Consider the following 25,363-nt stretch of genomic DNA (forward strand, 5'->3'; position numbering starts at 1 on the left):
AAGGAGCATCCGGTATTCCGGATGCTCCTTTTTTTCGGTCCGTCCGCTTACATGCCGGACACTGATTCCAGTACGGAAGTGACGACAAACGGCTCCTGGCCTTCCTCTTCCATCACTGATTCTCTTTTCACTTCCCCAAATCCGGGAACGAGCCATGTACGGTTCGTGAAGTCTGCCGTTTCCTCTTCAATGAGGACCGCATGCTCAAACGTCTTGAACGGCGTCTCTACGGACTCATCTGTGCTGACCACTTTCCAGCCTTCAAATTCTGCGCCTTCTTGTGCAGGGAAGACGAGGTAGGTGTTCATCGGATCCATGGCACCGAGTTCTTCGGCTGTCGGCACGGGTTCGGTGCCTTCAAGCGGCATGGCCATCACTTGTTCAATACGGTCGTCACCGATGCGGTAAGCTTTGCGCATCGTGACGCCGCCGTTGTCTTCGTCGAAGACAACATGCTTGCCGTCCGACAGAAGCACCCGGATATCCAGTTCGGCAAACTCATTGCCTTCTCCTTTGAAATGCATCTGTGCGCCTTCAGGAGGGAACAAACCGGATGCGGTGAATTCGGACCCGGATTCGATATTCTCCTGTTGCCCGCCGCTTTCCTCATCCTCGGAAACCTCGCCGTCTTCTTCGCCGTCTTCTTCTGCGGCTGCTTCCTGATCGTCTGTTTCCTTGTCAGGCGCCTGTTCGGTACCCGGGTCCGTTTCGGCGCCCGTTACTTCGCCGGAATCTTCCGTGACCGCATCGTCCGCTTTGTCACCGTTTTCGTTGTTTCCGGCCCCGCAGCCTGCAAGCAGAAGCGCAATCGATGCTGCGGCGGCCCATCTCAGTTGTTTCATAGATGTCTCTCCTTTCCGTTGACTACACCCATTCTACCTAATTTGTCGTCCGCGGTGGTAAAGAGGTTTCAAAAAGAGTCGAAACCGGTAATTTAATCGTAGAAGGGGCGTGTGCCGAATGGAACAAGAACTCAAACAGCCGCTGCCGTCTCCGGAAGAGCAGCAGGGCTTCTATGAACGGCTCCGCTCCCGGATTGCCCGATGGCTCGGGCAGAAGCCGGGGAAGCGGGGGAAGGTCGCAGATATCGTCCTGTTTGCGCCGGATCTGTTTCATCTGCTCATGAAGTCGATGACGGACGGACGCATCGACCGGAAAAGCAAGCTGCTCATCGCGAGCGGCATCTTGTACTTCATCAGTCCGATCGATTTTCTGCCGGAAGGGCTGCTCGGGCCCGGCGGCTATCTCGATGATGTGGCAGTGGCGTCATTCATCGTCACAACGCTCATCGGAAGCGCCGGAGAAGAAGTGATGCAGGATCATTGGACGGGAAGTACGCGACTGCTCCGTACGCTGGAGAAGATCAGCAATAAAGGCGGACGCCTCGTGCGGAAACTGCCTGCGGGCGTGCTGGCGAGACGGTATTTGAGGAAAAAGTAAAAGGGAGGCGGATGTCCGCCTCCCTTTTAAGCTGTTCAGTTGGCGACGCTCTGTGAGTCCCGCCATTCCAGATATTCGTCGTAGGTGAGCTGCTTATCGAGAATCGACCCGTCGTCCATGATTTCGATGACGCGGTTTGCGATCGTCTGGATGAACTGATGGTCATGAGAAGTGAACATCATTGCACCCTTGAAGGCGATCAGTCCATTGTTGAGCGCCTGGATCGATTCAAGGTCCAGGTGGTTCGTCGGCTCATCAAGAAGCAGGACGTTCGCATTCGTCAGCATCATCTTCGAAAGCATGCAGCGGACTTTTTCTCCGCCGGAAAGAACCGACGGCTTTTTCTTCACTTCTTCGCCCGAGAAGAGCATGCGGCCGAGGAAGCCGCGGAGGAATGTCTCCGTCTGGTCTTCAGGTGAGTACTGGCGCAGCCAATCGACAAGCGTCGGCTCGCTGCCGGAGAAGTACTCTTCGTTGTCCTGAGGGAAATACGCCTGGGAAGTCGTCACGCCCCATTTATAGGAACCGGCATCCGGCTCTTTTTCGCCTGCAAGCACATCAAGCAAAGCGGACTTTGCCAATGGGTTGCCGATGAGGATGATTTTGTCATCCTTGTTCATCGTGAAGTTGATGTTCTCGACGAACGTGTGTCCTTCCTCGGAGATCGTAAGGTCCTTCACTTGGAGGACGTCATTGCCGATTTCGCGGGAAACCTGGAAATTGACGTACGGATAGCGTCGGGAAGACGGACGAATGTCGTCCAGTTCGATTTTGTCGAGCATTTTCTTCCGGGAAGTCGCCTGTTTGGATTTGGAGGCATTGGCGCTGAAGCGCGCGATGAATGCCTGCAGTTCCTTGATCTTTTCTTCTTTTTTCTTGTTTTGCTCGGAGGCCATCTTGGCTGCGAGCTGGCTCGATTCATACCAGAAGTCATAGTTGCCGACGTACAGCTGGATCTTGCTGAAGTCGAGGTCGGCGATATGGGTGCACACTTTGTTCAGGAAGTGGCGGTCGTGGGAAACGACGATGACGGTGTTTTCAAAGTTGATGAGGAACTCTTCAAGCCAGCGGATGGCCTGAAGGTCCAGGTGGTTTGTCGGCTCATCGAGCAGCAGGACATCCGGCTTGCCGAACAGGGCCTGAGCGAGGAGCACTTTCACTTTGTCGGAACCGGTGAGTTCCTTCATCTTTGTGTGGTGAAGCGATTCCGGAATGCCGAGGCCCTGGAGGAGGATGGATGCGTCGGTTTCCGCCTCCCATCCGTTCATCTCCGCGAATTCGCCTTCAAGTTCCGCTGCGCGCATGCCGTCTTCGTCGGAGAAGTCTTCCTTCATATAGATTGCGTTCTTTTCGTTCATCACTTCATAGAGGCGCTTGTAGCCCATGATGACTGTTTCGAGGACTTCGTTTTCTTCATATTCGAAGTGGTTCTGTTTCAGGATGGCGAGCCGCTCATCCGGCCCCATCGAGACATTGCCCGTCTGGGGTTCGAGTTCTCCGGAAAGGACCTTGAGGAAGGTCGATTTACCGGCGCCGTTCGCACCGATGAGCCCGTAGCAGTTGCCCGGGTTGAATTTTATGTTGACGTCTTCGAACAGCTTGCGGTCGCCGAAGCGAAGACTGACGTTACTGACTTGGATCATGAGTTCTCCTCCTTGTACACAATGCTCCGATTATACCATAAAGCGCCCCCGGACCGAAACAGCCGGGGACGCACAAAGACAAAAGGGGGATGACGGCGGGTCAAGAGACATCCAGGCCGCGGGCGCTTCTGCGGTTTTGGTAATGGTTGAGCGTGCCCAGTTCTTCGTTGACGAGCTCTTCCATTGCCGTATAATCGCGCCGCTCCGGCAGCATGCCGTATTCGCCGCCCCGTGAGGAATACAGGAAATAATAGTCCCCGATTCTCCTGAACAGGAAAACCGTTTCGGGGAAGTCATCGAACAAGGCCTTTACCTGATACTTGCGGGTATAGGCCCACTGCATCAGCTTCATATGATGATCACCTTCCTGCTATATTTTACCTGCAGGGAGCGAAGGGTGCAAGTCCGGCGTGTGCGGACAAACCGGCAGTCCAAAATAAAAAGCATCCGCCGGAGCGGGTGCCGTCAATTTTTCCAATGCCCCGCGATAAATTCATCACGGCCCGAATCCGAGCGATCTTGTTCATAATGGCCGGGTTCTTTGAGATAATAGTCCTGATGATACGATTCAGCGGGATAAAAGACCGACGCGGGCAGAATTTCCGTGACGACCGGTTTGCCGAAGCGGCCGCTTTCATCCAGTGCTCTGCGGGAACGGAGGGCCTCCTCCTTTTGTCCATCCGTTGTCCAGAAGATGGCCGTCCGGTAGGAGTCTCCGCGGTCATGGAACTGACCGCCGTCATCGGTCGGATCGATCTGCTGCCAATACACATTGAGAAGTTCCGAATAAGGGAAGACGTCCGGGTCAAACTCGATCTCGACGGCCTCGTAATGGCCGGTACCGCCTTTTTTCACTTCTTCGTAGGTCGGATTTTCCAGCGTCCCTCCGGTATAGCCCGAGACTACATCCACGATGCCGTCCCATTCCTTGAACGGCTTCACCATGCACCAGAAGCATCCGCCTGCGAAGATCGCTTTCTCTGTCTTGGCTTGCGACATGTCGGTCACCCTCTTTTCTGTTCTGCGGTGATTGTAGCACGGCGGCCGAACCGGCGGCAAGGCACGTGCAACCCGGGGGTTGCACATGCCGTCCTATGAACGAATACAACTTTGGAGGAATTTTTATGGAACAGCCACATACAAGGGCGCAGCGAAAAAAACGGAGAAAGCTCCGGCCGTTCAGGACACTGTTTGCCCTCTTGTTCGTCGGGTTCATCGCCGGCGGCCTGTATTCCGTCTGGCAGTACAACCAGGGCAAGGAATTGGCGGCAGGAAACAAGCCGGACTCCGGCACATTCCGCGGAGACCCGGCTGATGCCAGGCAGCCGTACATTGAAAACTACCTGCTGCTCGGCGTAGACGACGACGGTTCCGGCAAGTCCCGGTCCGACACGATGCTGCTGGCCTCCTGGAACCGCGAGTCCGGAAAAGTGAAGCTGGTCTCCTTCATGCGGGACATTTATGCGGACATCCCCGGCTACAAGTCGTACAAGCTGAACACCGCCTATTATCTTGGAGGCGTCCAGCTTGCAAAAGACACGATATCCGGAATGTTCGGCGTGCCGATCCACCATTATGCGGTGACGGACTTTGACAATTTTGAAAAGCTGATCGATATTGCCGCGCCGAACGGTGTCACGATCGATGTCGAGAAGGAAATGTCCGAGAAAATCGGCGTCACCCTCTTGCCCGGGGTCCACGACCTGAACGGGAAGGAACTGCTCGGGTACGCCCGGTTCCGTGCAGACAGGGAAGGGGACTTCGGACGCGTGGACAGGCAGCAGAAAGTCATCGCTGCGCTGAAAGACGAAATTGTGTCGCCTAAGACGCTGACAAGGCTTCCGAAACTCGCCGGAGCGGCAACCGGCTACGTGGAAACGGACATCGGCGGGATGGACGGCCTCCAGAAAGTGATGCGGGCCATCCTTTCCGGAGGCGTGGAGATCGAGCGCATGACCGTGCCGGAGGAAGGCACTTATTCATTCGCCTCTTATCCGCATGCCGGGTCCGTACTTGAAATCGACGTGCCCGCCAACCGGGAGGCGCTCGGGAAGTTTCTTGACCTTCCGCTCACCGAAACGGGCGCGTCTGCATTCGCCAACTAACGATCTGGGGGAAAACCAATGGAGAAAAGGGGAGAGTCGAGGGTGATCCGCTTTCTCGGCGGTCGCAGCACGCTGTTTGTGCTTTCCGCCGTCCTGCTGGCAGGGCTGATCATCCTCGTCTACGATCGGGTTTCGTTTATCTTCACGCCGGTGAGGGTGCTGTTGCAGACCGTCGTCCTGCCGGTCATCCTGGCGATGATTTTGTTTTATCTGCTGCGTCCGTTGCTGCGGCTTCTGGAGCGGGCCAGGGTGCCGCGTTTATGGGGAATCTTGATCATCTACATCGGCGGGATCGGCCTCATCACGCTCATCATCTTTCTGATTTTCCCGTTCCTGAAAGAACAGTTCCACAATCTCGTTCAGGAATTCCCGGGCTATTTCCGGACGCTTATGCTGAATATCGACAAGTACTTGAGCACTTCGCTGTTTGCGACTTATTACAATGAGCTGAATTTCAGCCTGGCCACAATTACGGATACGTTTTTTGAGAATATCGCAGGGTTCTTCCAAGACACCGCCGGAGGCATTGCGTCGGGCATTAGTAATTTCATCTCGACGCTCACCGGTATCATCCTGTCGGTCATCACCGTCCCGTTCATCCTGTTTTATCTGCTGAAGGACGGCGAGCAGTTGCCGCGGTATGTCCTGAACCTGCTGCCGCCGAGGATGAGGGACGATGCGACCGAGATCTTCACGGATGCGGACCGCCAGCTCAGCGCGTATATTCTCGGCCAGGTGCTCGTATCGTTGTGCATCGGGTTCATGGTCTCGATCGGGTTTCTCATCATCGGCATGAAGTATGCACTTGTGCTCGGCGCACTTGCCGCCGTCACGAGTGTCGTGCCGTACCTCGGCCCGGTGATCGCGATCACGCCCGCACTGATCATCGCGCTCGTCACCTCGCCGTTCATGATTTTGAAGCTTGCGGTCGTCTGGACAGCCGTCCAGCTCGTCGAGTCGAAGTTTATTTCTCCGCAGATCATGGGTAAAACAATGCATATCCATCCGGTCACAATCATTTTCGTCTTGCTGACGTCCGGTTCGCTGTTCGGCGTCCCCGGGGTCATCCTCGGGATTCCGGGCTATGCGCTGGTCAAAGTGCTGGCAACCCATTTGTTCAAGCTGTTCAAAAAGCGATATGATGAACATGAAGAACCGGCGATGCGCTATACGGAAAATACCTTCGTGCCGGATGAGACAGGGAGAGATTGAGTGAGATGCTGAAATCCTTTTTATCGAAAATCGGGATCGGAAGTCTCCAGGTGGACACGGTGGTTGACAATCAGGTGCTGGAAGAAGGAGAAATCCTAAACGGTACGATTTACATTGACGGCGGGGAAGCCGACCAGATGATCGATCATATTACACTGGAAGTATTCGTACGGACGCACAACTACTCGCCGGACAGCGACTTCGACACAATCGACAAGCCCATCACCAGACAGTCTATTGAACTGGTCGGAGATGTCCGTTCAAAGGAAACCCGGATGATCCCGTTTGAGATCGTGCCGGATGAGCGCTGGCAGATCGATCCGGAAAAGTCTTCGCTCATGTTGAAGACGACGGTCCACATTCCGGGCGGCGCAGATGCATACGATGAAGACCAAATCCAATACGGCTAAAAAAGCGCATCCGGCTTTCCGGGTGCGCTTTTTGTTTTTTGAATGTACAATTAATAAAGCGGTTGACCAAAGGGGAGGGGATGGAAGTTGGATGAACTGCTGAGAATGTTCCATACATTGAACGGTGAATTGAACAAAGTGCACAAAGAGGCCTGCAAGGAAGTTTCTGTGCAGCAAAGCACGATCATGCATGAGATCCAAAACCTCAACGCCCCGTCCATGCAGGAAACAGCACGGGGCGTCGGCATGGACATTACGACCTTCTCCAGGCAGATCCAGTCACTTGTCACGTCCGGCCATGTGTCGAGAAAACCGTATCCCGGAGACCGGCGAATCCAGATCCTTTCATTGACCGAGACGGGGGAAGCGGCAGTGCAACAGATAGATGAAAAGATTATGATACAGCTGGAAGCTGCCTTTTCGGGAATGAAGGATTTTGAAAAAGAAATCATCATCCGATCTTTGCAGGAACTATATAAAAAGATGAACAGCAGCGAATAAAACTCCTTGTTGCATTGAGCAACTATTCTTTTTGATTGATACTTGCAATATTCAAGTTAATTGGTTGAGAGCTGATTGTTTATAGGTTGCAAGGTGATAGTTTCGCATTGCAACCATCAAAATTGCACTTTTCAACTTCGATAGATGCAATCTGCATCCTTGATGGATGCGCTATGCAACCACGTGGATTTCACAGAAGCTGACACGAGTTTTTATTGAGCGGGACTGTAATGAAACAGAAATTAAAAACGAATGAGTACAGCCGCAGATCCGGCTTATGTAAAACAGTCTGGCACGGATACGGAACACGGAAATGATGAACGTCCGAATGATCGGGCTTTGGTTTTGGTTTGTCTGCGTCTGGAGCCGATCACGAAAATCCGTGGCAGCCAGAGACAGATTCTGCCGGGACACGAAATCGACTCGGCGGCTTGAGCCAGACGGCCAAATAAACAGCAGCAGCTTTGGCAGGGAAAAACCGGCTGTCGGTCAAAAACAACCGGTTGCCGTGATACAATGATGAAGGACGTTACATGTAAGGAAGGGAGGCAAACAAAGCACCTCTCTTGACTGCTGTCTCTTTTAGTTTACATAATTTCTATTTTCGGAAGTTGCATATCATTGTTTAGTATACTTGAAACAGTGAGATGGAATGCGTTTTTTCAGTTGAAACGGCTTGCTTTTATGTCCGTTCGGTTGATTGTCATCTGGCGCAGATCCTGCGGTTTTATTGCGCTGCGCCTTGCTTGGCTTGGATACTGATCCGGCTTGTTTCAGTTGTTTTTCTGAGACCGCCGTCTCATCAGGTGTCGTCCGGCTATCGGACTTGTTCGTTCGTTGTTTCGTGATTTCTTGGTTCACCGTCTCATTAACCTGTGTTTTTTAATTGATGAACAATGCCCGAGTGATCTGTTTGATCCATTTGCCGACCGGATCCGCTCAGCAGCTCCATCCGATTAACCCGCGCATGCACACCAGCAACAGATTCGATTCCTGTGCCCATTCCATCCGCCATTTGGCCCGGGTTATGTCCCCTTCTTTCACCCCTTCGAAAGAAAATTCATCAAATCTCTTTACAAGCCCCTATTGTTGTTGTAGAGTTGTCTGCAAGATTCAAAATTGAATAGCAATGGATGAGGTGCAAAGATCATCAGTACCCCGCGGCAACGGCTGAGAACCGGCGGCGGGCGAAAGGGAGATTTGCCGAAATGGAGACCGGTTCTCAGGCCGTCTCCGTTGGACTGTATGTGAACAGCATGCAGGCTGTCATTATTCTTCGTGATAATGGAGTGCTTCCACTTGTGACCTTCCAGGTCGTGCATCGCATAAGCCAACAAGTCGGAATCGTAACCAGGTTCCGGCTTGTTTTTATTTTGCGTTGCATGGGACATTTCATCCATTGTCCGGGCATTCGTACCGGAAACCGGGAAACCGGAATACACTGGATAGAAAGAGGGATGGAACATGAATCATCTGTTTACCGGAGTTGCAGCAGCCGTCACCACCCCGTTCAACAATCAGCAGGTCGACTATGAAAGCTTCCGCCGGCATCTTGAGTTCCTGATCGGCAACCGGATCCAGGCGCTGGTCATCAACGGGACGACCGGAGAAGGATCCACGCTGACGGCAGAAGAACGCCGCCGCCTGCTTGAGATTGCCGTGCAGACATCGGCGGGACGCGTGCCGGTCATCGCCGGAACCGGGTCCAACTCGACGATCGAATCCATCGAAGCTTCCCGCGAAGCGAAGCAGATCGGTGCGGACGGCATCATGCTCATCACGCCCTACTACAATAAAACGAGCCAGCGCGGACTCATCCGCCATTTTGAAGCGATTGTCGATGCCGCGCAGATTCCGGCGCTTCTGTACAACGTCCCGTCGCGGACCGGCATGACGATCGAGCCGGATACGGTGCTGGAGCTCAGCCGGCATCCGATGATCGTCGGCCTGAAGGATGCGACCGGTGACTTGAACTACATGTCTCAGGTGCGGCTCATGACCGACCCGTCGTTCGCCCTTTACAGCGGCAATGACGACACTGCCCTCCCCTTCCTTTCCCTCGGAGGCAACGGCGTCATCTCCGTCGTCGCCAATGTCGTTCCCGATGAATTCCAGGAAATGTTCGAATGCTCCCAGACGGGCCCGGCCGGCGCACAGGAGATCCATTACCGGCTCACTCCGCTCATTGCCGCGCTGTCTGTGGACGTCAATCCGATCCCGATCAAAGTCCTCACTTCGCACCTCGGTTTCGGGGGCTATGAAGTGCGGCTTCCCCTTCTGCCGCTTGAGGAGGCGGGACGCGGGCGCCTGATCCGCCAATTTGAATCCATCCGGATGGAGGTTTGACCATGAAACTGCTGCTCTGCGGCTACGGCGCGATGAATCGCCGGGTTGCCGCTCTTGCCACGGGACGCGGCCATGAGGTCGCCGGGGTTCTGCTCACCCGCGGAAGCTCTGCGGACGGCCATCCGGTGTACCGGCCGGACGAACGGCTTCCGGAAGCAGATGCCATCATTGATTTTTCCCATCCTGCGCTCACTTCGGCGCTCCTTGAAGCGGAGACCGGCCTGCCGCTCGTCATTGCGACGACCGGCGAAAAAGAGGCGCTGACCGAAATGATGAGGGAAAAAGCGCAGGGCCAGCCGATCTTCTTCAGCGCCAACATGAGCGCCGGCGTGCATATGCTGACGGAAATCGTCCGTTATGCCGCTTCCCTTCTTCCTTCATTCGATATTGAACTGACAGAGCGCCATCACCGGAAAAAAGTCGATGCGCCGAGCGGGACGCTCATCAAGCTGTTCGACGCCATCGCTTCGGCCAGGCCGGACGTCCACCCCGTCCACGACCGCCACCAGTCGGAAAACCGCCGCACCGACGAGGAAATCGGCATTCATTCGCTGCGCGGCGGGACGATCGCCGGTGAGCATGAAGTGCTGTTTGCGGGACACGAAGAAACGATCACGATCGCCCACCATGCCCAGTCGAAGGACATTTTCGCGTCAGGGGCGCTGGACGTGGCTCAGCGGCTGATCGATAAGAAAAACGGTTTTTATACTTACGATAACCTGGGGGTTGACTGACCATGAATGAATTCACTGCAGAAGAAATCATCTCGTTCATCAGCAATGCAAACAAAACCACACCGCTTAAAATTTATGTGAACACGCAGCTCGACCGCTCACAGTTCCCGGACAGCTTCCACGTGTTCGGAAACGGCGGTTCCTACACGATCTTTGCCGACCATTCTGACTGGGCCCCCTTTGAAGAAGCCAACCGCGAACGGCTGGAAGACGTTGTCATCGAGCAGGACCGCCGCAACAGCGCCGTCCCTCTCCTTGATGCAACAAATGTGAACGCACGGATCGAGCCGGGTGCCTATATCCGCGAGCATGCATCCATCGGCGACAATGCCGTCATCATGATGGGCGCGGTCATCAACATCGGTGCCGTCGTCGGCGAAGGCACGATGGTCGATATGAATGCCGTGCTCGGCGGGCGCGCCATCACCGGGCGCAACGTCCATGTCGGCGCCGGTGCCGTCCTCGCCGGCGTCATCGAACCGGCGAGTGCCGTGCCGGTGACCGTCGGCGACAATGTCCTCATCGGCGCGAATGCCGTCCTCCTGGAAGGCGTCCGGGTCGGAGACGGCGCCGTCATCGCGGCTGGGAGCATCGTGACGGATGATGTGCCGGCGGGTGCGGTCGTTGCCGGCACACCGGCGCGGGTGATCAAACAGGCAGCGGACGTCCGGTCCGGCAAAATCGGGATCGTGGATGCACTGCGCAGGCTGAACGACTGAGTTTTCGACTTTGAGGGAAGGGGCCTCCCTTCCCTTTTTACATATTCACGGGGGTGGACTGCATGGAACTGATGGAACGACTGACCCGGCACAGGCGGGCGCTGCACCGGATTCCGGAAGCCGGATTCCGGGAAGTCAAAACGGCCGCTTATATCCGGCGGGAACTGGACGCGCTTGGGATCCGCTTTGAGACGCCGATGGAAACGGCGACCGTCGCCCGGATTGACGGACGTTCGGAGCGGACGATCGCTTTCCGTGCGGACATCGACGGCCTGCCGATCGAGGAAGAAACCGGTCTTCCGTTCGCATCCGGACATACCGGCTGGATGCATGCATGCGGACATGACGGGCACAGCGCCATCCTGCTTGCGTTCGCCGAGCGCTGCATGGAGTTGAAACAGGACGGCGCCCTGCCCTGCAGCGTCCTGCTCATCTTCCAGCCTTCAGAGGAATCCGGCGGCGGCGCGGCACACCTTGTCCGGACCGGTATTTTTGAAAAACACCGGCCGGATGCGGTGTTCGGGCTTCATGTGATGCCCGATGAGGCGGAAGGCCGGCTGCTCACGAGAAGCGGCGAACTGACCGCCAGCGCGACCGAATACCGGCTGCGGGTGTCCGGCCGGGCGGCGCATGTCGCAAACAAGCAGAACGGCGCATCCGCACTCGGCGCGCTCGTCCACCTTGCCTCCGGCATCGAGCGGATTCAGCATTACCGGCTTGACGGGCTCAACCGCAACATCATCCACGTCGGCAAGATGAACGCAGGCGAAGCGATCAATACGGTCGCTTCCTCGGCTTATCTGGAAGGGACGATCCGGACTTATTCCGAGGATGATCTTGAAACGGCCACCGATGCCCTGAGGAATCTGGCAGACAGCGCGGACTTGCTGTTCGGCACAAAAACAGAGCTGGACGTTTCCGAGGGCTATCCGGCCGTCGTGAATTCCCCTTCCCTCCTGCCGCTTTCAAAGCGGGCGGCGGAGGCAGCCGGCCTGCAGTTCATCGAAAAAGAAAAGCCGTACCTCTTCGGCGAAGATTTTTCGTTTTACCGCGAGGCGGCGCCGGTGCATTTTGCTTTTCTCGGCGTGCGCAATGAAGCGCTCGGCCACACGTCGGCACTGCATACGCCGACACTGAACTTCCGGGAAGAGGCGCTCGCACCGGGCGTGCACTTTTTTGAGCAGGTGCTTCTTCATTCAGGAGGTGACGTCTGATGCCGGCCGTACTGGAGATCAACAGGGGCCGCATGCTCACCAAGGCGGCGGAAGTCCAAAAAGATGCACCCGTGCTCGCCGTCGTGAAAAATGATGCCTACAACACCGGTCTTCCCCTCGCCTGGCGGACGTTCCGTGAAGCGGGCATCCGGGCGTTCGCGACGACCAGTCTCAGAGAAGCGGTGGCACTTCGGCGGATGGATCCGGACTGCACGCTTTTCCTCATGAACCCGGTGATTGATTTTGACCTGCTCCGGGAATACCGGATCGACATGACGCTCCCTTCGCTTGATTTTTACGAAACGCACAAAGAACGCCTGCACGGAATCCGCCTTCATCTGGAATACCGGAACCTTCTCCGGCGCTCCGGATTTGAGACGGCGGAACAGATGGAGCGGGTGTTCCTGGACAAACAGGCGGATATCACCGGAATCTGGACCCATTTTGCGTTCGCCGATGAACCCGGTGCCGAACACGACCGGGAAAAGCGGGACTGGCTCGGACTGCTGGAACAGCTTTCCGGCCATGTCCGCAGCCTGCCGTTCATCCACGCCCAGAACAGCGCCTCCTACATGCTGGACGGACTGCTGCCGGGCCACACGCATGTCCGGCCGGGGATTCTCCTGTACGGTTCGAGGCCCTGTTCCGGGATTCCCGAATCCGCCGTGCCGAACGTCATCACGCTCAGCGCCCGGGTTATCCAGACGATCCGGCTCAAGAAAGGCGAATCATCCGGCTATTGTTCCGCTTTCAGGGCGGACGAGGACTGCACGGTCGCCGTCTGCGACATCGGCTACGGAGACGGATTGCTGCGGACGCGCGCCCGCCACGATGTGATGATCAACGGCCGCCGGTTTCCGGTCGCCGCGCTCATGATGAGCCACCTGCTCGTGCAAACGGATGATTCGGTGCATGCCGGCGACCGGGTCGATCTGTACAGTGACGAGCTGCGGGTGGACCATTACACCGCGCTGGGCGTCGGGGCAAATTCAGAACAGATGTCCGCGCTGAACCGGATGTCGCTCCATACGATCATCAAGGAATGAAAAATCCCGTGCACCGGCTCCACAGAGCCCTGCACGGGATTTGTTTATTCTTCTTTTGTTTCCATGTCGATCTCGGTGTAAAGGGCCGTCACATCGCCGTCTTCCTTTTGATCCGCGGCGAAGGAGCCGTTGGAATAGCGGTCGGCGAGCCGGTACCCGCCCGGATCCACCGCGATCCGCTTGTCCTTGTCAGTGAGCAACATGACCCGGATGCCTTTCTGGACGGCGACCACCCCGGCCACCCGGTGGGGGTTCGACTTGAGTTCTTTCAGGCAGACGAGTCCGCGCTTGGCACGCGTGGACAATTCGAATTCGGACACCGGCATTTTCTTGACGGCACCGCGGTGTGTTGCGAGGAACAGCGCCTCTTCATCACCCGGCCGGTTTACAACAGAAGAGACGACGGTGTCGCCTTCTTTCAGGTTGATCCCTTTCACGCCGGCCGTGCGCACGCCCGTTTCGGACACTTCCGACAGCGGGAAGCGGAGACCGTAGGCGAGGCGGGTGAACAGCAGGAGTTCCCCTTCTGCCGGCACGAGATGGACTGCCTGCAGCGCATCGCCTTTTTTCAGGGACACGGCCTTGTAGGTCCTGCCGTGGCGCTGGACCTGGTAGTCGGCAAGCGCCGATCGCTTCACGAAGCCGTTTGCCGTGACGGTCAGGATGCCCGCTCCCGGTTCGTCAAATGAGCCGACGCCGAACGCCGTGACGATTTCTTCCTCCGGTGCAAGCGGCACGATGCTGGAGAGATGCTGGCCGAGGTCCTTCCAGCGGATGTCCGGCAGTTCATGAACCGGCTGGTAAACATAATTGCCGAGCGACGTGAACAGAAGAAGCGCCTGCTGGGTGTTGAGCGTTCCGCCGAACAGCAGCCGGTCGGATTCCTTCATTTCCAGGTCCCGCCCGCCCGACGCGCCGTACGAGCGCTGGCTTGTCCGCTTCACATAGCCGTCTTTTGTCACCGTGACGACCACATCCTCGCTCGGAATGAGAATGTCGAGGTCCAGCTTGATCTCCGCGATTTGTTCTTCGATGACCGAGCGGCGCGGTTCGGAAAACTGTTTGCGGATCTCCTTCAACTCGGTTTTGATGACTTTCATCAGTTTCTTTTCCGAGCCGAGGATGCCGGACAGCTCTTCAATGAGCGCGTTCAGTTCTTCCTGTTCGCGCTGCAGTTCGGTGATGTCCGTATTCGTCAGTCGGTAAAGCTGCAGGGAGACGATCGCCTCGGCCTGCGGTTCCGTGAAGTTGAATGCGCTGACGAGGTTGTTTTTGGCGTCCCGCTTGTCTTCGGAGGCCCGGATCGTCCGGATGACCTCATCGAGGATCGACAGGGCCTTCATGAGTCCCTCGACGATGTGGAGCCGGTCTTTCGCCCGCAGCAGGTCGTATTCGGACCGCTTGGTGATCACGTCCCGCCGGTGGCCGATGTAGGCATCGAGCATCATGCCGAGCGACATGAGCTTCGGCCGCCGTCCTTCGATGGCGATCATGTTGAAGTTGTAGTTCACCTGCAGGTCCGTGTTTTTGAACAGATACTGCAGAATCCCTTCGCCGGCGATGTCTTTTTTCAGTTCGATGACGATCCGGAGGCCCGTCCGGTCGGATTCGTCCCGGACTTCGGAAATTCCTTCAAGTTTGCGGTCCAGGCGGAGTTCATCGATTTTCTTGACCAGATTGGCTTTGTTGACGTCGTACGGGATTTCCGTGACAACGATCTGTTCCTTGCCGCCGCGCAGCGTTTCGACTTCCGTCTTTGCGCGGATGACGATTTTGCCGCGGCCGGTCTCATAGGCCTTGCGGATCCCGTCGGCTCCCTGGATGATGCCGCCCGTCGGGAAATCGGGACCTCGCAGGACGGTCATCAGCTCATCGGTGGAAACGGCCGGGTTGTCGATCCTCATGAGGACCGCGTCGATCACTTCATGCAGGGCATGCGGCGGGATGTCGGTCGCGTAGCCGGCGGCGATCCCCGTCGAACCGTTGATGAGCAGGTTCGGCAGCCGGGCCGGCAATACGGTCGGCTCGGTTTCGTTGTCATCGTAGTTCGGCACAAATTCGACCGTCCGCTTGCCGATGTCGCGGAGCATTTCCGCTGCAATCGCGGACAGCCTCGCTTCCGTGTACCGCATTGCGGCGGCCGGGTCTCCGTCAAGCGAGCCGTTGTTTCCGTGCATTTCAATGAGCGGATGGCGGAGCTTCCAGTCCTGGCTCATCCGCACCATCGCTTCATACACCGACGAGTCGCCGTGCGGGTGATAATTCCCGATGACGTTCCCGACAGTCTTCGCCGATTTCCGGAACGATTTTTCGTGTGTGTTGCCTTCCATGTGCATCGCATACAGGATGCGCCGCTGGACCGGCTTCAGCCCGTCGCGTGCATCGGGCAGCGCCCGGTCCTGGATGATGTACTTGCTGTAGCGGCCGAACCGGTCGCCGATCACTTCTTCAAGCGGAAGATCCTGATATTGTGCGTTTTCATTCATGAGATGATGTCCTCCTCAGCCGTCAGGAATTCGTTCTCGAGGATGTTGTCCCCGTCTTCCATGCCGAAGTCGACATTCTCTTCGATCCATTTGCGCCGCGGGTCGACTTTGTCGCCCATGAGCGTCGTCACCCGGCGCTCGGACTTCGCCCCGTCTTCAATCGTGACGCGGATGAGCGTCCGGGTTTCCGGATTCATCGTCGTTTCCCACAGCTGATCGGCGTTCATTTCCCCGAGGCCCTTATAGCGCTGGAGCATGTAGCCTTTGCCGACTTTCTTGATCGCCCCGTCCAGCTCCGCTTCCGTCCAGGCATATTCGATCTTTTCTTTCTTGCCCGTTCCCTTGGACACTTTAAAGAGCGGAGGAAGGGCGATGTACACCTTGCCCGCCTCCATGAGCGGTTTCATATAGCGGTAGAAGAAGGTGAGGAGGAGCACCTGGATATGTGCGCCGTCGGTATCGGCATCGGTCATGATGACCACTTTGTCGTAGGCGATGTCATTGATGTTGAAGTCGGCGCCGACTCCCCCGCCGATCGCATGGATGATCGTTGAGATCTCCTCGTTTTTCATGATGTCTTCAAGCTTCGCCTTCTCGGTGTTGATGACCTTGCCCCGGAGCGGCAGGATGGCTTGGAAGGTGCGGTCCCTTCCCTGCTTGGCGGAGCCGCCCGCGGAGTCGCCCTCGACGAGGTACAATTCGTTCTTTGCGGCGTTCCGCGACTGTGCCGGCGTCAGCTTGCCCGAAAGCAGGGCTTCCGAGCGCTTGCGCTTCTTGCCGGAGCGGGCGTCTTCGCGCGCTTTGCGTGCCGCTTCCCTCGCCTGCTGGGCACGGACGGCCTTGCGCACAAGCGCGGCGGACAGCTCGGCATTTTCCTCAAGGAAATAAAGCAGCTTCTGCGAAACGATCGCGTCCGTCACGGTCCGCGCTTCGCTTGTCCCGAGTTTGCTTTTCGTCTGTCCCTCGAACTGCAGGACGGCTTCCGGGATCCGGACCGAAATGATCGCCGAAATCCCTTCCCGGATATCGGCGCCGTCGAGGTTTTTATCTTTCGGCTTGAGCAGGCCCGCCTTGCGCCCGTATTCATTGAACACGCGGGTCATGGCCGTCTTGACGCCGGTTTCATGCGTGCCGCCGTCTTTCGTGCGCACATTGTTGACGAAAGACAGGATCGTCTCGGAATAGCCGTCGGTGAACTGGAAGGCGAACTCCAGTTCGATGCCGTCCTGTTCCCCTTCGATATAGGCCACTTCATGGAGCGTGTCTTTTTCTTCATTCAGATAATGGACGAACGCTTCGATGCCGGTCTCAAAATGGAAGGCATCGGACTTTCCGTTTTCTTCGTCGGTGATCGTGATTTTCATGCCTTTGAGCAGGAAGGCCGATTCCCGGAGCCGTTCACTGAGCGTCTCGTAATTGTATTTGACCGTCGAAAAGATGGCCGGGTCTGGCTTGAATTGAAGCAGTGTGCCGTGTTCCCTCGTTTTCCCGATTTCTTCAAGTCCCGTGACCGCATGGCCGCCGTGCTCGAAGCGCTGGCGGAATTTCTTCCCGTCCTTGAAGACGGTCACTTCCAGCCATTCGGAAAGGGCGTTGACGACCGAGGCCCCGACGCCGTGGAGGCCGCCGCTTGTTTTATAGCCGCCCTGGCCGAATTTACCGCCGGCGTGAAGGACGGTCAGGATCACTTCCGTCGTCGGCTTGCCCGTGCTGTGCATCCCGGTCGGCATGCCCCGGCCGTGGTCGCGCACACTGACGCTGCCGTCTTTATGGATGATCACATTGATCTCCTCGCCGAAGCCGGCCAGCGCCTCGTCGACCGCGTTGTCGACAATTTCATAGACAAGGTGATGAAGGCCGCGTGAATCGGTTGAGCCGATATACATGCCCGGCCGTTTCCGGACCGCGTCAAGACCTTCGAGCACCTGGATCGATTCATCGTTATATGTGGTGATTTCACTGATGTTAGTCAAAGATTCTCCCCCATCAAACGTTTGTTCTCATTTTATTTTAATCGTAATCGTTTTGCCGGAGCCTGTCAAACCGGCGGCTTCCGGCACTCCCGGTCTTCATTGTATGACATCGGGGCGCTCCGTGGCAATGTTGCCGGGAACGGGAGTGCCGTCCGCGACACCGGATTTTCGCGCCTGCCCCGCCTGTTGCATCCTGTTTTTCCGCCTGGTGACATTGTACGGGACGGTCGGTTAAGGTAAACTGAAAGTACCTTTTTACGGTACTATGAATCAACGGGGTGCGTTTTATGCAGATTGCAGTGATGCTTGTGATCGCTTACCTGCTCGGATCGATTCCGACGGGTCTGTGGATCGGAAAGCTATTTTACCATACGGATATCCGCGAGTCCGGCAGCGGGAACCTCGGGGCGACGAACTCGTTCCGCGTCCTCGGCAAAAAAGCGGGAATCGCCGTCACGGTGATCGACATCCTTAAAGGAACGGCGGCCGTGCTTCTGCTCCATCTGCCCGCCTTCCAGGACGCCGGCATCCACCCGCTGACGCTCGGGATTGCGGCGGTCGTCGGCCATATGTTCCCGGTGTTCGCAAAGTTCCGCGGCGGCAAGGCGGTGGCGACGTCCGGCGGCGTGATCCTCGGCTACAGCTGGCCGTTTTTCATTGTCTTGATCGCCTCGTTCCTGATCGTGCTCAAGCTGACGAAGATGGTCTCCCTCACTTCGATGGCGATGGGCATCGTCGGGCTCGCTTATGCGGCCGTGAATTACTTCATGACCGGCGATCTGTACCTGCTTGTCGTGATTTTCCTGCTCACCGCATTCATCTTCTACCGCCACCGGGCGAATATCGGCCGGATCAAGGCGGGAACCGAGCCAAAGGTGAAGTGGCTCTAGTATACTGGGGGCATCTACCCGAAAGGCGGTGGCACGCTTGAAGATCAAGATCAGCGACGGGGCGCTCGCCTGGTTCAAAGATGAAATGGATGTGTCCGCCGGAGACCATATCCGGTTCCGCGTCCGCTACGGCGGCGCCGGCCTGCAGCCCGGCTTTTCCATCGGGCTGTCCCCTGATGATCCGGACTCCCCGGCAGCAAGCGAGGAGCGGGACGGCGTCACGTTCTTCGTCGAGAAAGACGACGAATGGTACTTTGACGGACACGACCTGATCGTGGACTACGATGAAAACCTCGATGAACCCGATTATCGTTATGAAAAAGCGTGAGCCCTATGCGGCTCACGCTTTTTCATGTTCTCGGGCGCATGCGGAACCTTTCGATCAGGTCTTGCCGGCCCTCTGCTTCAAGGATGGCGTATTCTCTCTCCCCGAACAAGTCGAAATGGGGATACAGGTCCTTGTGGTCGATCCATTCTGGACGGAGGCCGTGTTTTCTCCCCCATGCTTCCAGTTTCGCCAGGTCGGCGCACCCCGCTTTCGTGACGGTGTTGCATCCCGGAAACCGGTCGTCCAGCCAGTAGTGGGTCAAAAATGCGATTTCCCCGCGCCGGACCGCAGTCTTCCACGCGTTCAGCTCATCGCGTTTGATCCCGAACGCCATCAGTCCGTTTCCTTCGCGATCTCTATGTACTTCGCTTCCCACAGCGGATCGATCTTCCGGAGTGCCACCGGGCGGAACGTGTCTTTGTGGACAAGTGTATGCTCGGACCGGGCGGTTGCCGCCACGGTTCCGTCCGGGTGGGCGATTTCGTAGCCGTAAGTCGTCCGGAGCTTGCCGTGGCGCTCGATCCACGTGCGGATGACCGCCGTGTCCCCGTAGCGCATCGGCTGCTTGTACTGGATGTTCAGGTCGATCACCGGTGATAAATACCCTTTTTCCTCAAGCCCGGCATACGAGAACCCGATGTCGCGTATGAGGGCCGTGCGCCCGATCTCCATCCAGACGAGATAATTGGCGTGGTAAACGACGCCCATTTGATCCGTCTCCGCGTACCGGACTTCCACTGTTGTTTCACTGATCTGCATGATTTCTCACCTCTGTCTACTATTATAAAGGAAACCTCTCCGGTTCGCCGGCCCGGGGGATGCAGTCCAATGAAGTTCTTGGACATCATCCAGGAGGCTGCCCGGGGTGAGTGGAATCATACAGGCCGTGAGTGAGCGCGTTGCCTGGGTGAGTGGAATCGTAGGGCCTGTGAGTGAGCGCGTTGCCAAGGTGAGTGGAATCATGGAATGATTGTGGTCAGTTCTCTGTGTCATTTCACTTAGAAGGAGAAGAAATCCGCGAGACGGGCGGGAAAAGCGTCAGGCGAAGACCCCGCAGAGCGCAGCTCGAGGAGACTGCGGCGACGCCCGCGGTAAGCGAGCGGATTTCTTCGACTGATGGAGTTTTGGACGCCATCCATGGAGCTCCCGGGACGAGTGGAATCATACAGGCCGTGAGTGAGCGCGTTGCCGGGTTGAGTGGAATCATAGGGCCTGTGAGTGAGCGCGTTGCCGGAGTGAGTGGAATCATGGAATGATTGTGGCCAGTTCTCTGTTCTTCGACTGATGGGGTTTGCACAATGCTGTGGCCACGCTTGATTTGCCTAAAGTATGCACCAAAAAAGCCGGAGGGAACGGGTCCCTTCCGGCTTTTCTTAAATCAGATATTTTTCAGTTTGTCGCGGAGGACCATCTGAAGGATGCCGCCGTTGCGGTAGTAGTCCACTTCCACTTCGGAGTCGAAGCGTGCGAGTGCCTGGAATTCCTTGACGGAGCCGTCCGGCGATTTGGCCGTGACAGTCAGGATATCGCGCGGCTTGACGCTGTCCGTGAGGTTCACGCTGATTTCCTCTTCGCCGGTGAGGCCGAGGGTTTCGGCGTTTTCGCCTTTCATGAACTGAAGCGGAAGAACGCCCATCATGACGAGGTTCGAACGGTGGATCCGCTCGTAGCTTTCCGCGATGACGGTCTTGATGCCGAGAAGGTTTGTGCCTTTCGCAGCCCAGTCACGGGAAGAGCCCATGCCGTAGTCTTTGCCGGCGAGGATCGCAAGGCCCGTGCCGTCTTCCTGATAACGCATCGCTGCGTCATAGATCGCGCAGATCTCTTTTGTCGGCCAGTAGGTCGTGTAGCCGCCTTCAGTGCCTTTTGCGATCTGGTTGCGGATCCGGATGTTGGCGAATGTGCCGCGCATCATGACTTCGTGGTTGCCCCGGCGGGAACCGTACGAGTTGAAGTAGCGCGGTTCCACACCGCGTTCGCGCAGGTATTTGCCGGCCGGCGTATCTTTGCCGATGGCGCCTGCAGGCGAGATGTGGTCCGTTGTGATGGAATCGCCGAACTTGCCGATGACGCGCAGTCCGGAAAGCGTTTCGATCGGGCTTTCTTCTCTCGAGAGGCCTTCAAAGAACGGCGGGTTCTGGATGTACGTCGAGTTTTCATCGAAGTCATACAGGGAATCATCCGTCGTCTCGATGGCATTCCAGCGCTCGTTTTCCGTGAAGACATGCTCATACTCTTTGCGGAACAGGTCAGGCGTGACCGTCTTCTCGATCTCCGCCTTCACTTCTTCCGTGGATGGCCAGATGTCTTTCAGGTAAACGTCCGTGCCGTCGCTTCCGCGGCCGATCGGCTCTTTGTCAAAGTCGATGTCGACCTTGCCGGCGAGCGCGTAGGCCACGACGAGCGGCGGCGAAGCGAGATAGTTGGCTTTGACGAGCGGGTGGATCCGGCCTTCAAAGTTCCGGTTGCCGGAAAGAACGGAAGACACGAGCAGGTCGTTGTCCATGATCGTCTTTTCGATTTCCGGGAGAAGCGGACCAGAGTTCCCGATGCACGTTGTGCAGCCGTAGCCGACTGTGTTGAAACCGATTTGGTCGAGGTAGTTGTCGAGACCTGATGCCTGAAGGTAGCCGGTGACAACTTTCGAACCCGGTGCGAGCGAAGTCTTGACGTAAGCCGGCGGGTGGATGCCGCGCTCAACCGCTTTTTTCGCGACGAGCCCTGCACCGAGCATGACGTACGGGTTCGATGTGTTCGTGCAGGAAGTGATCGCCGCAATCGCGAGATCGCCCGTCTTCATGTCGACCGTGCGGCCGTCTTCGAATTCGATCGTGCCTTTTTTGTCGAATTCTTTTTCCGGAAGGCCGAAGCCCTGGTTGCCGGCAGGCGCCGTGACGGACTTGATGAACTCTTCCTTCATCTTGGACATCGGAATGCGGTCCTGTGGACGTTTCGGTCCGGAAAGGCTTGCTTCGATCGTCGACAGGTCCAATTCCACAACATCCGTGTAGAATGGATCTTCTTTGTCCGCAGTGAAGAACATGCCGTTTTCTTCGAGGTATTTCTTTGTCACGGCGATGTGGTCTTCATCACGGCCGGTCAGGCGCATGTAGTTGAGGGATTCTTCGTCAACCGGGAAGAATCCGCATGTGGCGCCGTATTCAGGTGCCATGTTGGCGATCGTCGCGCGGTCCGCAAGCGGAAGCTTCGATACACCCGGTCCGAAGAACTCGACGAACTTGCCGACCACGCCTTTTTCGCGCAGAAGCTGCGTGACGCGGAGGGCCAGGTCAGTCGCCGTGGAGCCGTTCGGCAGGTCGCCGGTCAGCTTCACGCCGATGACTTCCGGAATCGGGAAGTACGAAGGCTGTCCGAGCATGCCGGCTTCGGCTTCGATGCCGCCGACGCCCCAGCCGAGGACGCCGAGTCCGTTGATCATCGTCGTGTGGGAGTCCGTGCCGACGAGTGTGTCCGGATACGTTTCGAACGTTCCGTCTTCATTCTCGTTTTCATGGACGACGCTTGCCAGGTACTCCAGGTTGACCTGGTGGACGATGCCGGTTGCAGGAGGAACGGCACGGTAGTTGTCATAGGCTTTTTGCGCCCAGTTCAGGAACTGGTAGCGTTCGGCGTTGCGCTCGAACTCGAGTTCCATGTTCGCACGGAGCGCATCTTCCGTACCATAGCGGTCGACCTGTACGGAGTGGTCGATGACGAGGTCAACCGGGATTTCCGGATTGATCTTGTCCGGGTTGCCGCCCATGTCGGCCATTGCCTGGCGCATCGACGCAAGGTCGACGACGACCGGGACACCCGTGAAGTCCTGAAGGATGACGCGGGAAGGCTTGAACGGCACTTCCGCTGCAGGATCGGCGTCTTTCCCCCATTTTGCAAGGTTTTCAACGTGCTCATCTTTGATCACATAGCCATCATGCTGACGAAGGACGGACTCGAGCAGCACTTTGATGGAGTAAGGCAGGCGGGATACGTCTGCGATGCCCGCATCCTGAAGCGCTGCAAGACGATAGAAGTTGTACGTCTTGCCGTTCAGTTCGAACGATTTGCGGCTGTTGTGCAGATTGCTTTTAGCCATTAGCTTTTCCTCCTCTGACTCTACTGAAAAGGTCGGTTGGACCCACTTTTCACCCTTCCATCATATCGGATTGGAGATGATAAGTAAAATACATAATCTAGATTGAAGAACATAAGGAAAAGTGATCGATCGTCGGTTGCTGCATCGCCTCTGCTTTTTTGGGCACACTAAAACCCGGCGCCGAAGCACCGGGTTTTGAAGGGTTCGTCAGCTTTTCTTCAATAGAACGTCAAAAACTCGGTTGCGAGGGAGATGATGAATACCGAATGCACCGCAGCGAACAACAAACCGTAGCGATCAAGCTTCTTTGTCAGTTCCATATCCATTTGACCATCTCCTTTTCCTGATTATAAAGGAAAGGATCCGAAAACTCAATACTGTAAACATTCAAAATACGTATTTTTTCATTGGAAAATCGAAAGGAACTTGCGTATTTAGGTTTTGCTTTTGCGCATAATGGATATATCAATTAATGTAAGCAGCATTAATCATCATCAACAACAAAGGAGGAAATCATCATGGGATTCATTCTGTATCTGATCGTCGGCGGTATCATCGGCTGGCTCGCAGGACTCATCCTTGGCAAAGACATCCCGGGTGGCATCATCGGCAACATCATCGCAGGGATCATCGGAGCTTGGGTCGGCGGAGCACTCTTCGGGGACTGGGGTCCTGACCTTGCGGGAATCGCCATTGTACCGGCATTGATCGGCGCAATCATTCTCGTGTTTATTGTCAGCTTCATTCTCAAAGCCATGCGCAGAGCATAACATCAAAAAGCAACAAAAAAAAGGACCTGAAAAGGTCCTTTTTTGTTGCTTTCCTTTATTCCAGGTCCTGAATCCTCGCCTCGTAGTCTTCATAAAACGCCAGCACGTCCTTGACGTATCGATCGCTGTGGTTGTAACGGAAGACCGCCCGCTCGATCTCCCCGTCCGCCGCCCCGTTCTTGGACAGATAATAAGCCGCGCTGTAGACGGCGTCTTTCAGATTGTACGGATCCGCCTTGCCGTCCCCGTCCGCATCAATGCCGTACCCGCCGTATTTGCCGATCACTTCGGGGTCGGTCTTTTCCTCTTCCGGGATGTCTCCTTCCCCGAGGCCGGAGCATGTCGGGTGCTCCCATCCGACCCACGTGCACGGCATGAACTGCATGTGGCCTTCCGCTCCGGCCGGAGACAGAAGCGGATCCATGGTGCTGAACCGGGTCTCCACCCGGTGGTGGGCTGCAAGCAGTGTCCACGGGATTCCGTACTCCGCCGCCGCTTCCTTGTACAGCGGGATGTAATTTTTAGGGACGTCCACATCAAACAGCCGGTCCGGTGCATGGAGCGCGTACTCATTGAGTTCCCGGATCCCCGGCAGTTCCCGTAGCGTGTCCCAGAACAGGGCCGTGGCCACATACATCACGATGAGTGAAGGGATGAGGAAGATGAAGGCCGCCAGCAGGCAGCCCCCTTTTCTGATTCTGCGTTTTGAGCGCTTTTTTGATGTTCTGCCCGCAGCCATCGGCTCCCCCCTCACACAAAAGGCCGGCGCTCGCGCCGGCCATGGTCACTTGCCTTCTTTGATCAATGCTTCCATGTCTTCGGTAATGATGTCAAACGGAACATCGACATACCCGTCATAGCTCTTCACGGCATGGCCTTCCTGGTTGACGAGGAAGAACGACGTGCCGTGCGTCACCTGGTCGGAATTCGGATCGTCGATGACCGGTGTCTTGAACGATTTCACCGCAAAGTTGCCGATGTCTTCCTGTTTATAGCCGGTCAGCATTTCCCATTTTGATTCGTCGGCGACATCGAACATATCGAGGTAATCCTGCAGGGCTTCCGGCGTGTCATGATCCGGGTCGACACTGAAGGAAACGATTTTATAGTCGGCGATCCCCTTGTCCTTGATCCGGTCCTGCAGTTCGGTCATGTTGAACATCATCGGCGGGCAGACCGAGTCGCAGTTCGTGAAGACAAACTGAGCGAGCCAAACGTGCCCTTTCAGATCGTCAAGCGACACTTTTTCGCCGTGCTGGTCCGTAAATTCAAACGGCTGGACTTTCCAGTTGAAGTCCCCTTGGAATTTCCCCGCATTGCAGGCACCCAGCAACAGGGCGGCCGCCAATGCCAAAGCCGTGAATGAAAGGAGTTTTCTCATCTTTATGTCATCCTCCCACATTTCATCTTTTCCCATCTTATCCGATGGGAACGGCCTCTTCAAGCGGGAAGG

Annotated in this window: 26 protein-coding genes and 1 riboswitch; of the genes, 13 read left to right on the forward strand and 13 right to left on the reverse strand. The window is 56.4% G+C overall.

Features of this window, described 5'->3' with window-relative positions:
• Positions 1-47: 47 nt before the first annotated feature.
• Complete coding sequence (locus ACFFIY_RS10365; protein WP_354195467.1) at positions 48-842, reverse strand: hypothetical protein; 795 nt, start codon at positions 840-842, stop codon at positions 48-50.
• Between the two features lie 118 nt (positions 843-960).
• Between ACFFIY_RS10365 and ACFFIY_RS10370 the strand changes: the two genes are divergently transcribed.
• Positions 961-1,440 carry a YkvA family protein gene (locus ACFFIY_RS10370; protein WP_354195465.1) on the forward strand — a complete coding sequence of 160 codons (480 nt, stop codon included), beginning with the start codon at positions 961-963 and terminating at the stop codon, positions 1,438-1,440.
• 35 nt (positions 1,441-1,475) lie between these two features.
• On the opposite strand, the gene ACFFIY_RS10375 is transcribed toward ACFFIY_RS10370, so the two are convergent.
• The 3 genes from ACFFIY_RS10375 to msrA all read right to left on the reverse strand — a co-directional run bounded on the left by ACFFIY_RS10375 (position 1,476) and on the right by msrA (position 4,082).
• Positions 1,476-3,083 (reverse strand): ABC-F family ATP-binding cassette domain-containing protein, encoded by a 1,608-nt coding sequence (locus ACFFIY_RS10375; protein ID WP_354195463.1) that lies wholly within the window; start codon positions 3,081-3,083, stop codon positions 1,476-1,478.
• Positions 3,084-3,183: 100 nt separating this feature from the next.
• A complete protein-coding gene (locus tag ACFFIY_RS10380; RefSeq protein WP_354195461.1) occupies positions 3,184-3,435 on the reverse strand; it encodes a protein YuzH in 252 nt (83 codons plus the stop codon).
• A gap of 113 nt (positions 3,436-3,548) precedes the next feature.
• Positions 3,549-4,082: a peptide-methionine (S)-S-oxide reductase MsrA gene (msrA, locus tag ACFFIY_RS10385; protein ID WP_354195459.1), complete on the reverse strand. Its 534-nt coding sequence runs from the start codon at positions 4,080-4,082 to the stop codon at positions 3,549-3,551.
• 125 nt (positions 4,083-4,207) lie between these two features.
• On the opposite strand from msrA, the gene ACFFIY_RS10390 reads away from it, so the two are divergent.
• The 4 genes from ACFFIY_RS10390 to ACFFIY_RS10405 all read left to right on the forward strand — a co-directional run bounded on the left by ACFFIY_RS10390 (position 4,208) and on the right by ACFFIY_RS10405 (position 7,311).
• Positions 4,208-5,188: an LCP family protein gene (locus ACFFIY_RS10390; protein ID WP_354195457.1), complete on the forward strand. Its 981-nt coding sequence runs from the start codon at positions 4,208-4,210 to the stop codon at positions 5,186-5,188.
• An 18-nt stretch (positions 5,189-5,206) separates the two neighbouring features.
• The gene (locus ACFFIY_RS10395) at positions 5,207-6,400 is read left to right on the forward strand and encodes an AI-2E family transporter (RefSeq protein WP_354195455.1); all 1,194 of its coding nucleotides are present in this window, start codon (positions 5,207-5,209) and stop codon (positions 6,398-6,400) included.
• 5 nt (positions 6,401-6,405) lie between these two features.
• Positions 6,406-6,810, forward strand: coding sequence for a sporulation protein (locus ACFFIY_RS10400; protein ID WP_354195453.1), 405 nt, complete (start codon positions 6,406-6,408; stop codon positions 6,808-6,810).
• An 87-nt stretch (positions 6,811-6,897) separates the two neighbouring features.
• Positions 6,898-7,311: a MarR family winged helix-turn-helix transcriptional regulator gene (locus tag ACFFIY_RS10405; protein WP_354195451.1), complete on the forward strand. Its 414-nt coding sequence runs from the start codon at positions 6,898-6,900 to the stop codon at positions 7,309-7,311.
• A gap of 618 nt (positions 7,312-7,929) precedes the next feature.
• On the opposite strand, the gene ACFFIY_RS10410 is transcribed toward ACFFIY_RS10405, so the two are convergent.
• A complete protein-coding gene (locus tag ACFFIY_RS10410; protein ID WP_354195449.1) occupies positions 7,930-8,172 on the reverse strand; it encodes a hypothetical protein in 243 nt (80 codons plus the stop codon).
• Between the two features lie 7 nt (positions 8,173-8,179).
• Positions 8,180-8,326: a hypothetical protein gene (locus tag ACFFIY_RS10415; protein ID WP_354195447.1), complete on the reverse strand. Its 147-nt coding sequence runs from the start codon at positions 8,324-8,326 to the stop codon at positions 8,180-8,182.
• A gap of 110 nt (positions 8,327-8,436) precedes the next feature.
• Positions 8,437-8,614, forward strand: a riboswitch (Lysine riboswitch).
• 161 nt (positions 8,615-8,775) lie between these two features.
• Between ACFFIY_RS10415 and dapA the strand changes: the two genes are divergently transcribed.
• The 5 genes from dapA (at position 8,776) to ACFFIY_RS10440 (ending at position 13,370) form a co-directional block, all read left to right on the forward strand.
• Positions 8,776-9,657: a 4-hydroxy-tetrahydrodipicolinate synthase gene (dapA, locus tag ACFFIY_RS10420; protein WP_354195445.1), complete on the forward strand. Its 882-nt coding sequence runs from the start codon at positions 8,776-8,778 to the stop codon at positions 9,655-9,657.
• Between the two features lie 2 nt (positions 9,658-9,659).
• Positions 9,660-10,391, forward strand: a complete 732-nt coding sequence (gene dapB / locus ACFFIY_RS10425) for a 4-hydroxy-tetrahydrodipicolinate reductase (RefSeq protein ID WP_354195443.1) — start codon at positions 9,660-9,662, stop codon at positions 10,389-10,391.
• A gap of 2 nt (positions 10,392-10,393) precedes the next feature.
• Entirely contained in the window at positions 10,394-11,110 is a 717-nt protein-coding gene (gene dapD, locus ACFFIY_RS10430; protein ID WP_354195441.1) for a 2,3,4,5-tetrahydropyridine-2,6-dicarboxylate N-acetyltransferase, read from the forward strand.
• Between the two features lie 62 nt (positions 11,111-11,172).
• Complete coding sequence (locus ACFFIY_RS10435) at positions 11,173-12,324, forward strand: M20 metallopeptidase family protein (RefSeq protein WP_354195439.1); 1,152 nt, start codon at positions 11,173-11,175, stop codon at positions 12,322-12,324.
• Entirely contained in the window at positions 12,324-13,370 is a 1,047-nt protein-coding gene (locus ACFFIY_RS10440) for an alanine racemase (protein WP_354195437.1), read from the forward strand. The genes ACFFIY_RS10435 and ACFFIY_RS10440 overlap by 1 nt, the downstream gene beginning before the upstream one ends.
• Before the next feature lie 44 nt (positions 13,371-13,414).
• On the opposite strand, the gene parC is transcribed toward ACFFIY_RS10440, so the two are convergent.
• Entirely contained in the window at positions 13,415-15,856 is a 2,442-nt protein-coding gene (parC, locus tag ACFFIY_RS10445) for a DNA topoisomerase IV subunit A (RefSeq protein WP_354195435.1), read from the reverse strand.
• Positions 15,853-17,829, reverse strand: coding sequence for a DNA topoisomerase IV subunit B (gene parE, locus ACFFIY_RS10450; protein ID WP_376837262.1), 1,977 nt, complete (start codon positions 17,827-17,829; stop codon positions 15,853-15,855). The genes parC and parE overlap by 4 nt, the downstream gene beginning before the upstream one ends.
• Before the next feature lie 287 nt (positions 17,830-18,116).
• On the opposite strand from parE, the gene plsY reads away from it, so the two are divergent.
• Positions 18,117-18,719, forward strand: coding sequence for a glycerol-3-phosphate 1-O-acyltransferase PlsY (plsY, locus tag ACFFIY_RS10455; protein ID WP_354195433.1), 603 nt, complete (start codon positions 18,117-18,119; stop codon positions 18,717-18,719).
• A 28-nt stretch (positions 18,720-18,747) separates the two neighbouring features.
• Positions 18,748-19,047 carry a HesB/YadR/YfhF family protein gene (locus tag ACFFIY_RS10460; RefSeq protein WP_376837263.1) on the forward strand — a complete coding sequence of 100 codons (300 nt, stop codon included), beginning with the start codon at positions 18,748-18,750 and terminating at the stop codon, positions 19,045-19,047.
• Between the two features lie 22 nt (positions 19,048-19,069).
• Here the strand turns inward: ACFFIY_RS10460 and ACFFIY_RS10465 are convergent, their stop codons facing one another.
• The 3 genes from ACFFIY_RS10465 to acnA all read right to left on the reverse strand — a co-directional run bounded on the left by ACFFIY_RS10465 (position 19,070) and on the right by acnA (position 23,140).
• Positions 19,070-19,381, reverse strand: coding sequence for a hypothetical protein (locus ACFFIY_RS10465; protein ID WP_354195429.1), 312 nt, complete (start codon positions 19,379-19,381; stop codon positions 19,070-19,072).
• Positions 19,381-19,806 carry an acyl-CoA thioesterase gene (locus tag ACFFIY_RS10470; protein ID WP_354195427.1) on the reverse strand — a complete coding sequence of 142 codons (426 nt, stop codon included), beginning with the start codon at positions 19,804-19,806 and terminating at the stop codon, positions 19,381-19,383. Before ACFFIY_RS10470 ends, ACFFIY_RS10465 begins: the two co-directional genes overlap by 1 nt.
• A gap of 619 nt (positions 19,807-20,425) precedes the next feature.
• Positions 20,426-23,140, reverse strand: a complete 2,715-nt coding sequence (gene acnA / locus ACFFIY_RS10475; RefSeq protein ID WP_354195425.1) for an aconitate hydratase AcnA — start codon at positions 23,138-23,140, stop codon at positions 20,426-20,428.
• Positions 23,141-23,658: 518 nt separating this feature from the next.
• Between acnA and ACFFIY_RS10480 the strand changes: the two genes are divergently transcribed.
• Positions 23,659-23,910 carry a GlsB/YeaQ/YmgE family stress response membrane protein gene (locus ACFFIY_RS10480; protein ID WP_354195423.1) on the forward strand — a complete coding sequence of 84 codons (252 nt, stop codon included), beginning with the start codon at positions 23,659-23,661 and terminating at the stop codon, positions 23,908-23,910.
• A gap of 55 nt (positions 23,911-23,965) precedes the next feature.
• On the opposite strand, the gene ACFFIY_RS10485 is transcribed toward ACFFIY_RS10480, so the two are convergent.
• On the reverse strand, positions 23,966-24,649 hold the full coding sequence (locus ACFFIY_RS10485; protein ID WP_354195421.1) for a lytic transglycosylase domain-containing protein: 684 nt from the start codon (positions 24,647-24,649) through the stop codon (positions 23,966-23,968).
• Between the two features lie 45 nt (positions 24,650-24,694).
• A complete protein-coding gene (locus tag ACFFIY_RS10490; protein ID WP_354195419.1) occupies positions 24,695-25,291 on the reverse strand; it encodes an SCO family protein in 597 nt (198 codons plus the stop codon).
• Between the last annotated feature and the right edge of the window lie 72 nt (positions 25,292-25,363).

Origin of the sequence: Bhargavaea ullalensis (genome assembly GCF_042432615.1) — a bacterium.
Taxonomy (GTDB): Bacteria; Bacillota; Bacilli; order Bacillales_A; family Planococcaceae; genus Bhargavaea; species Bhargavaea ullalensis.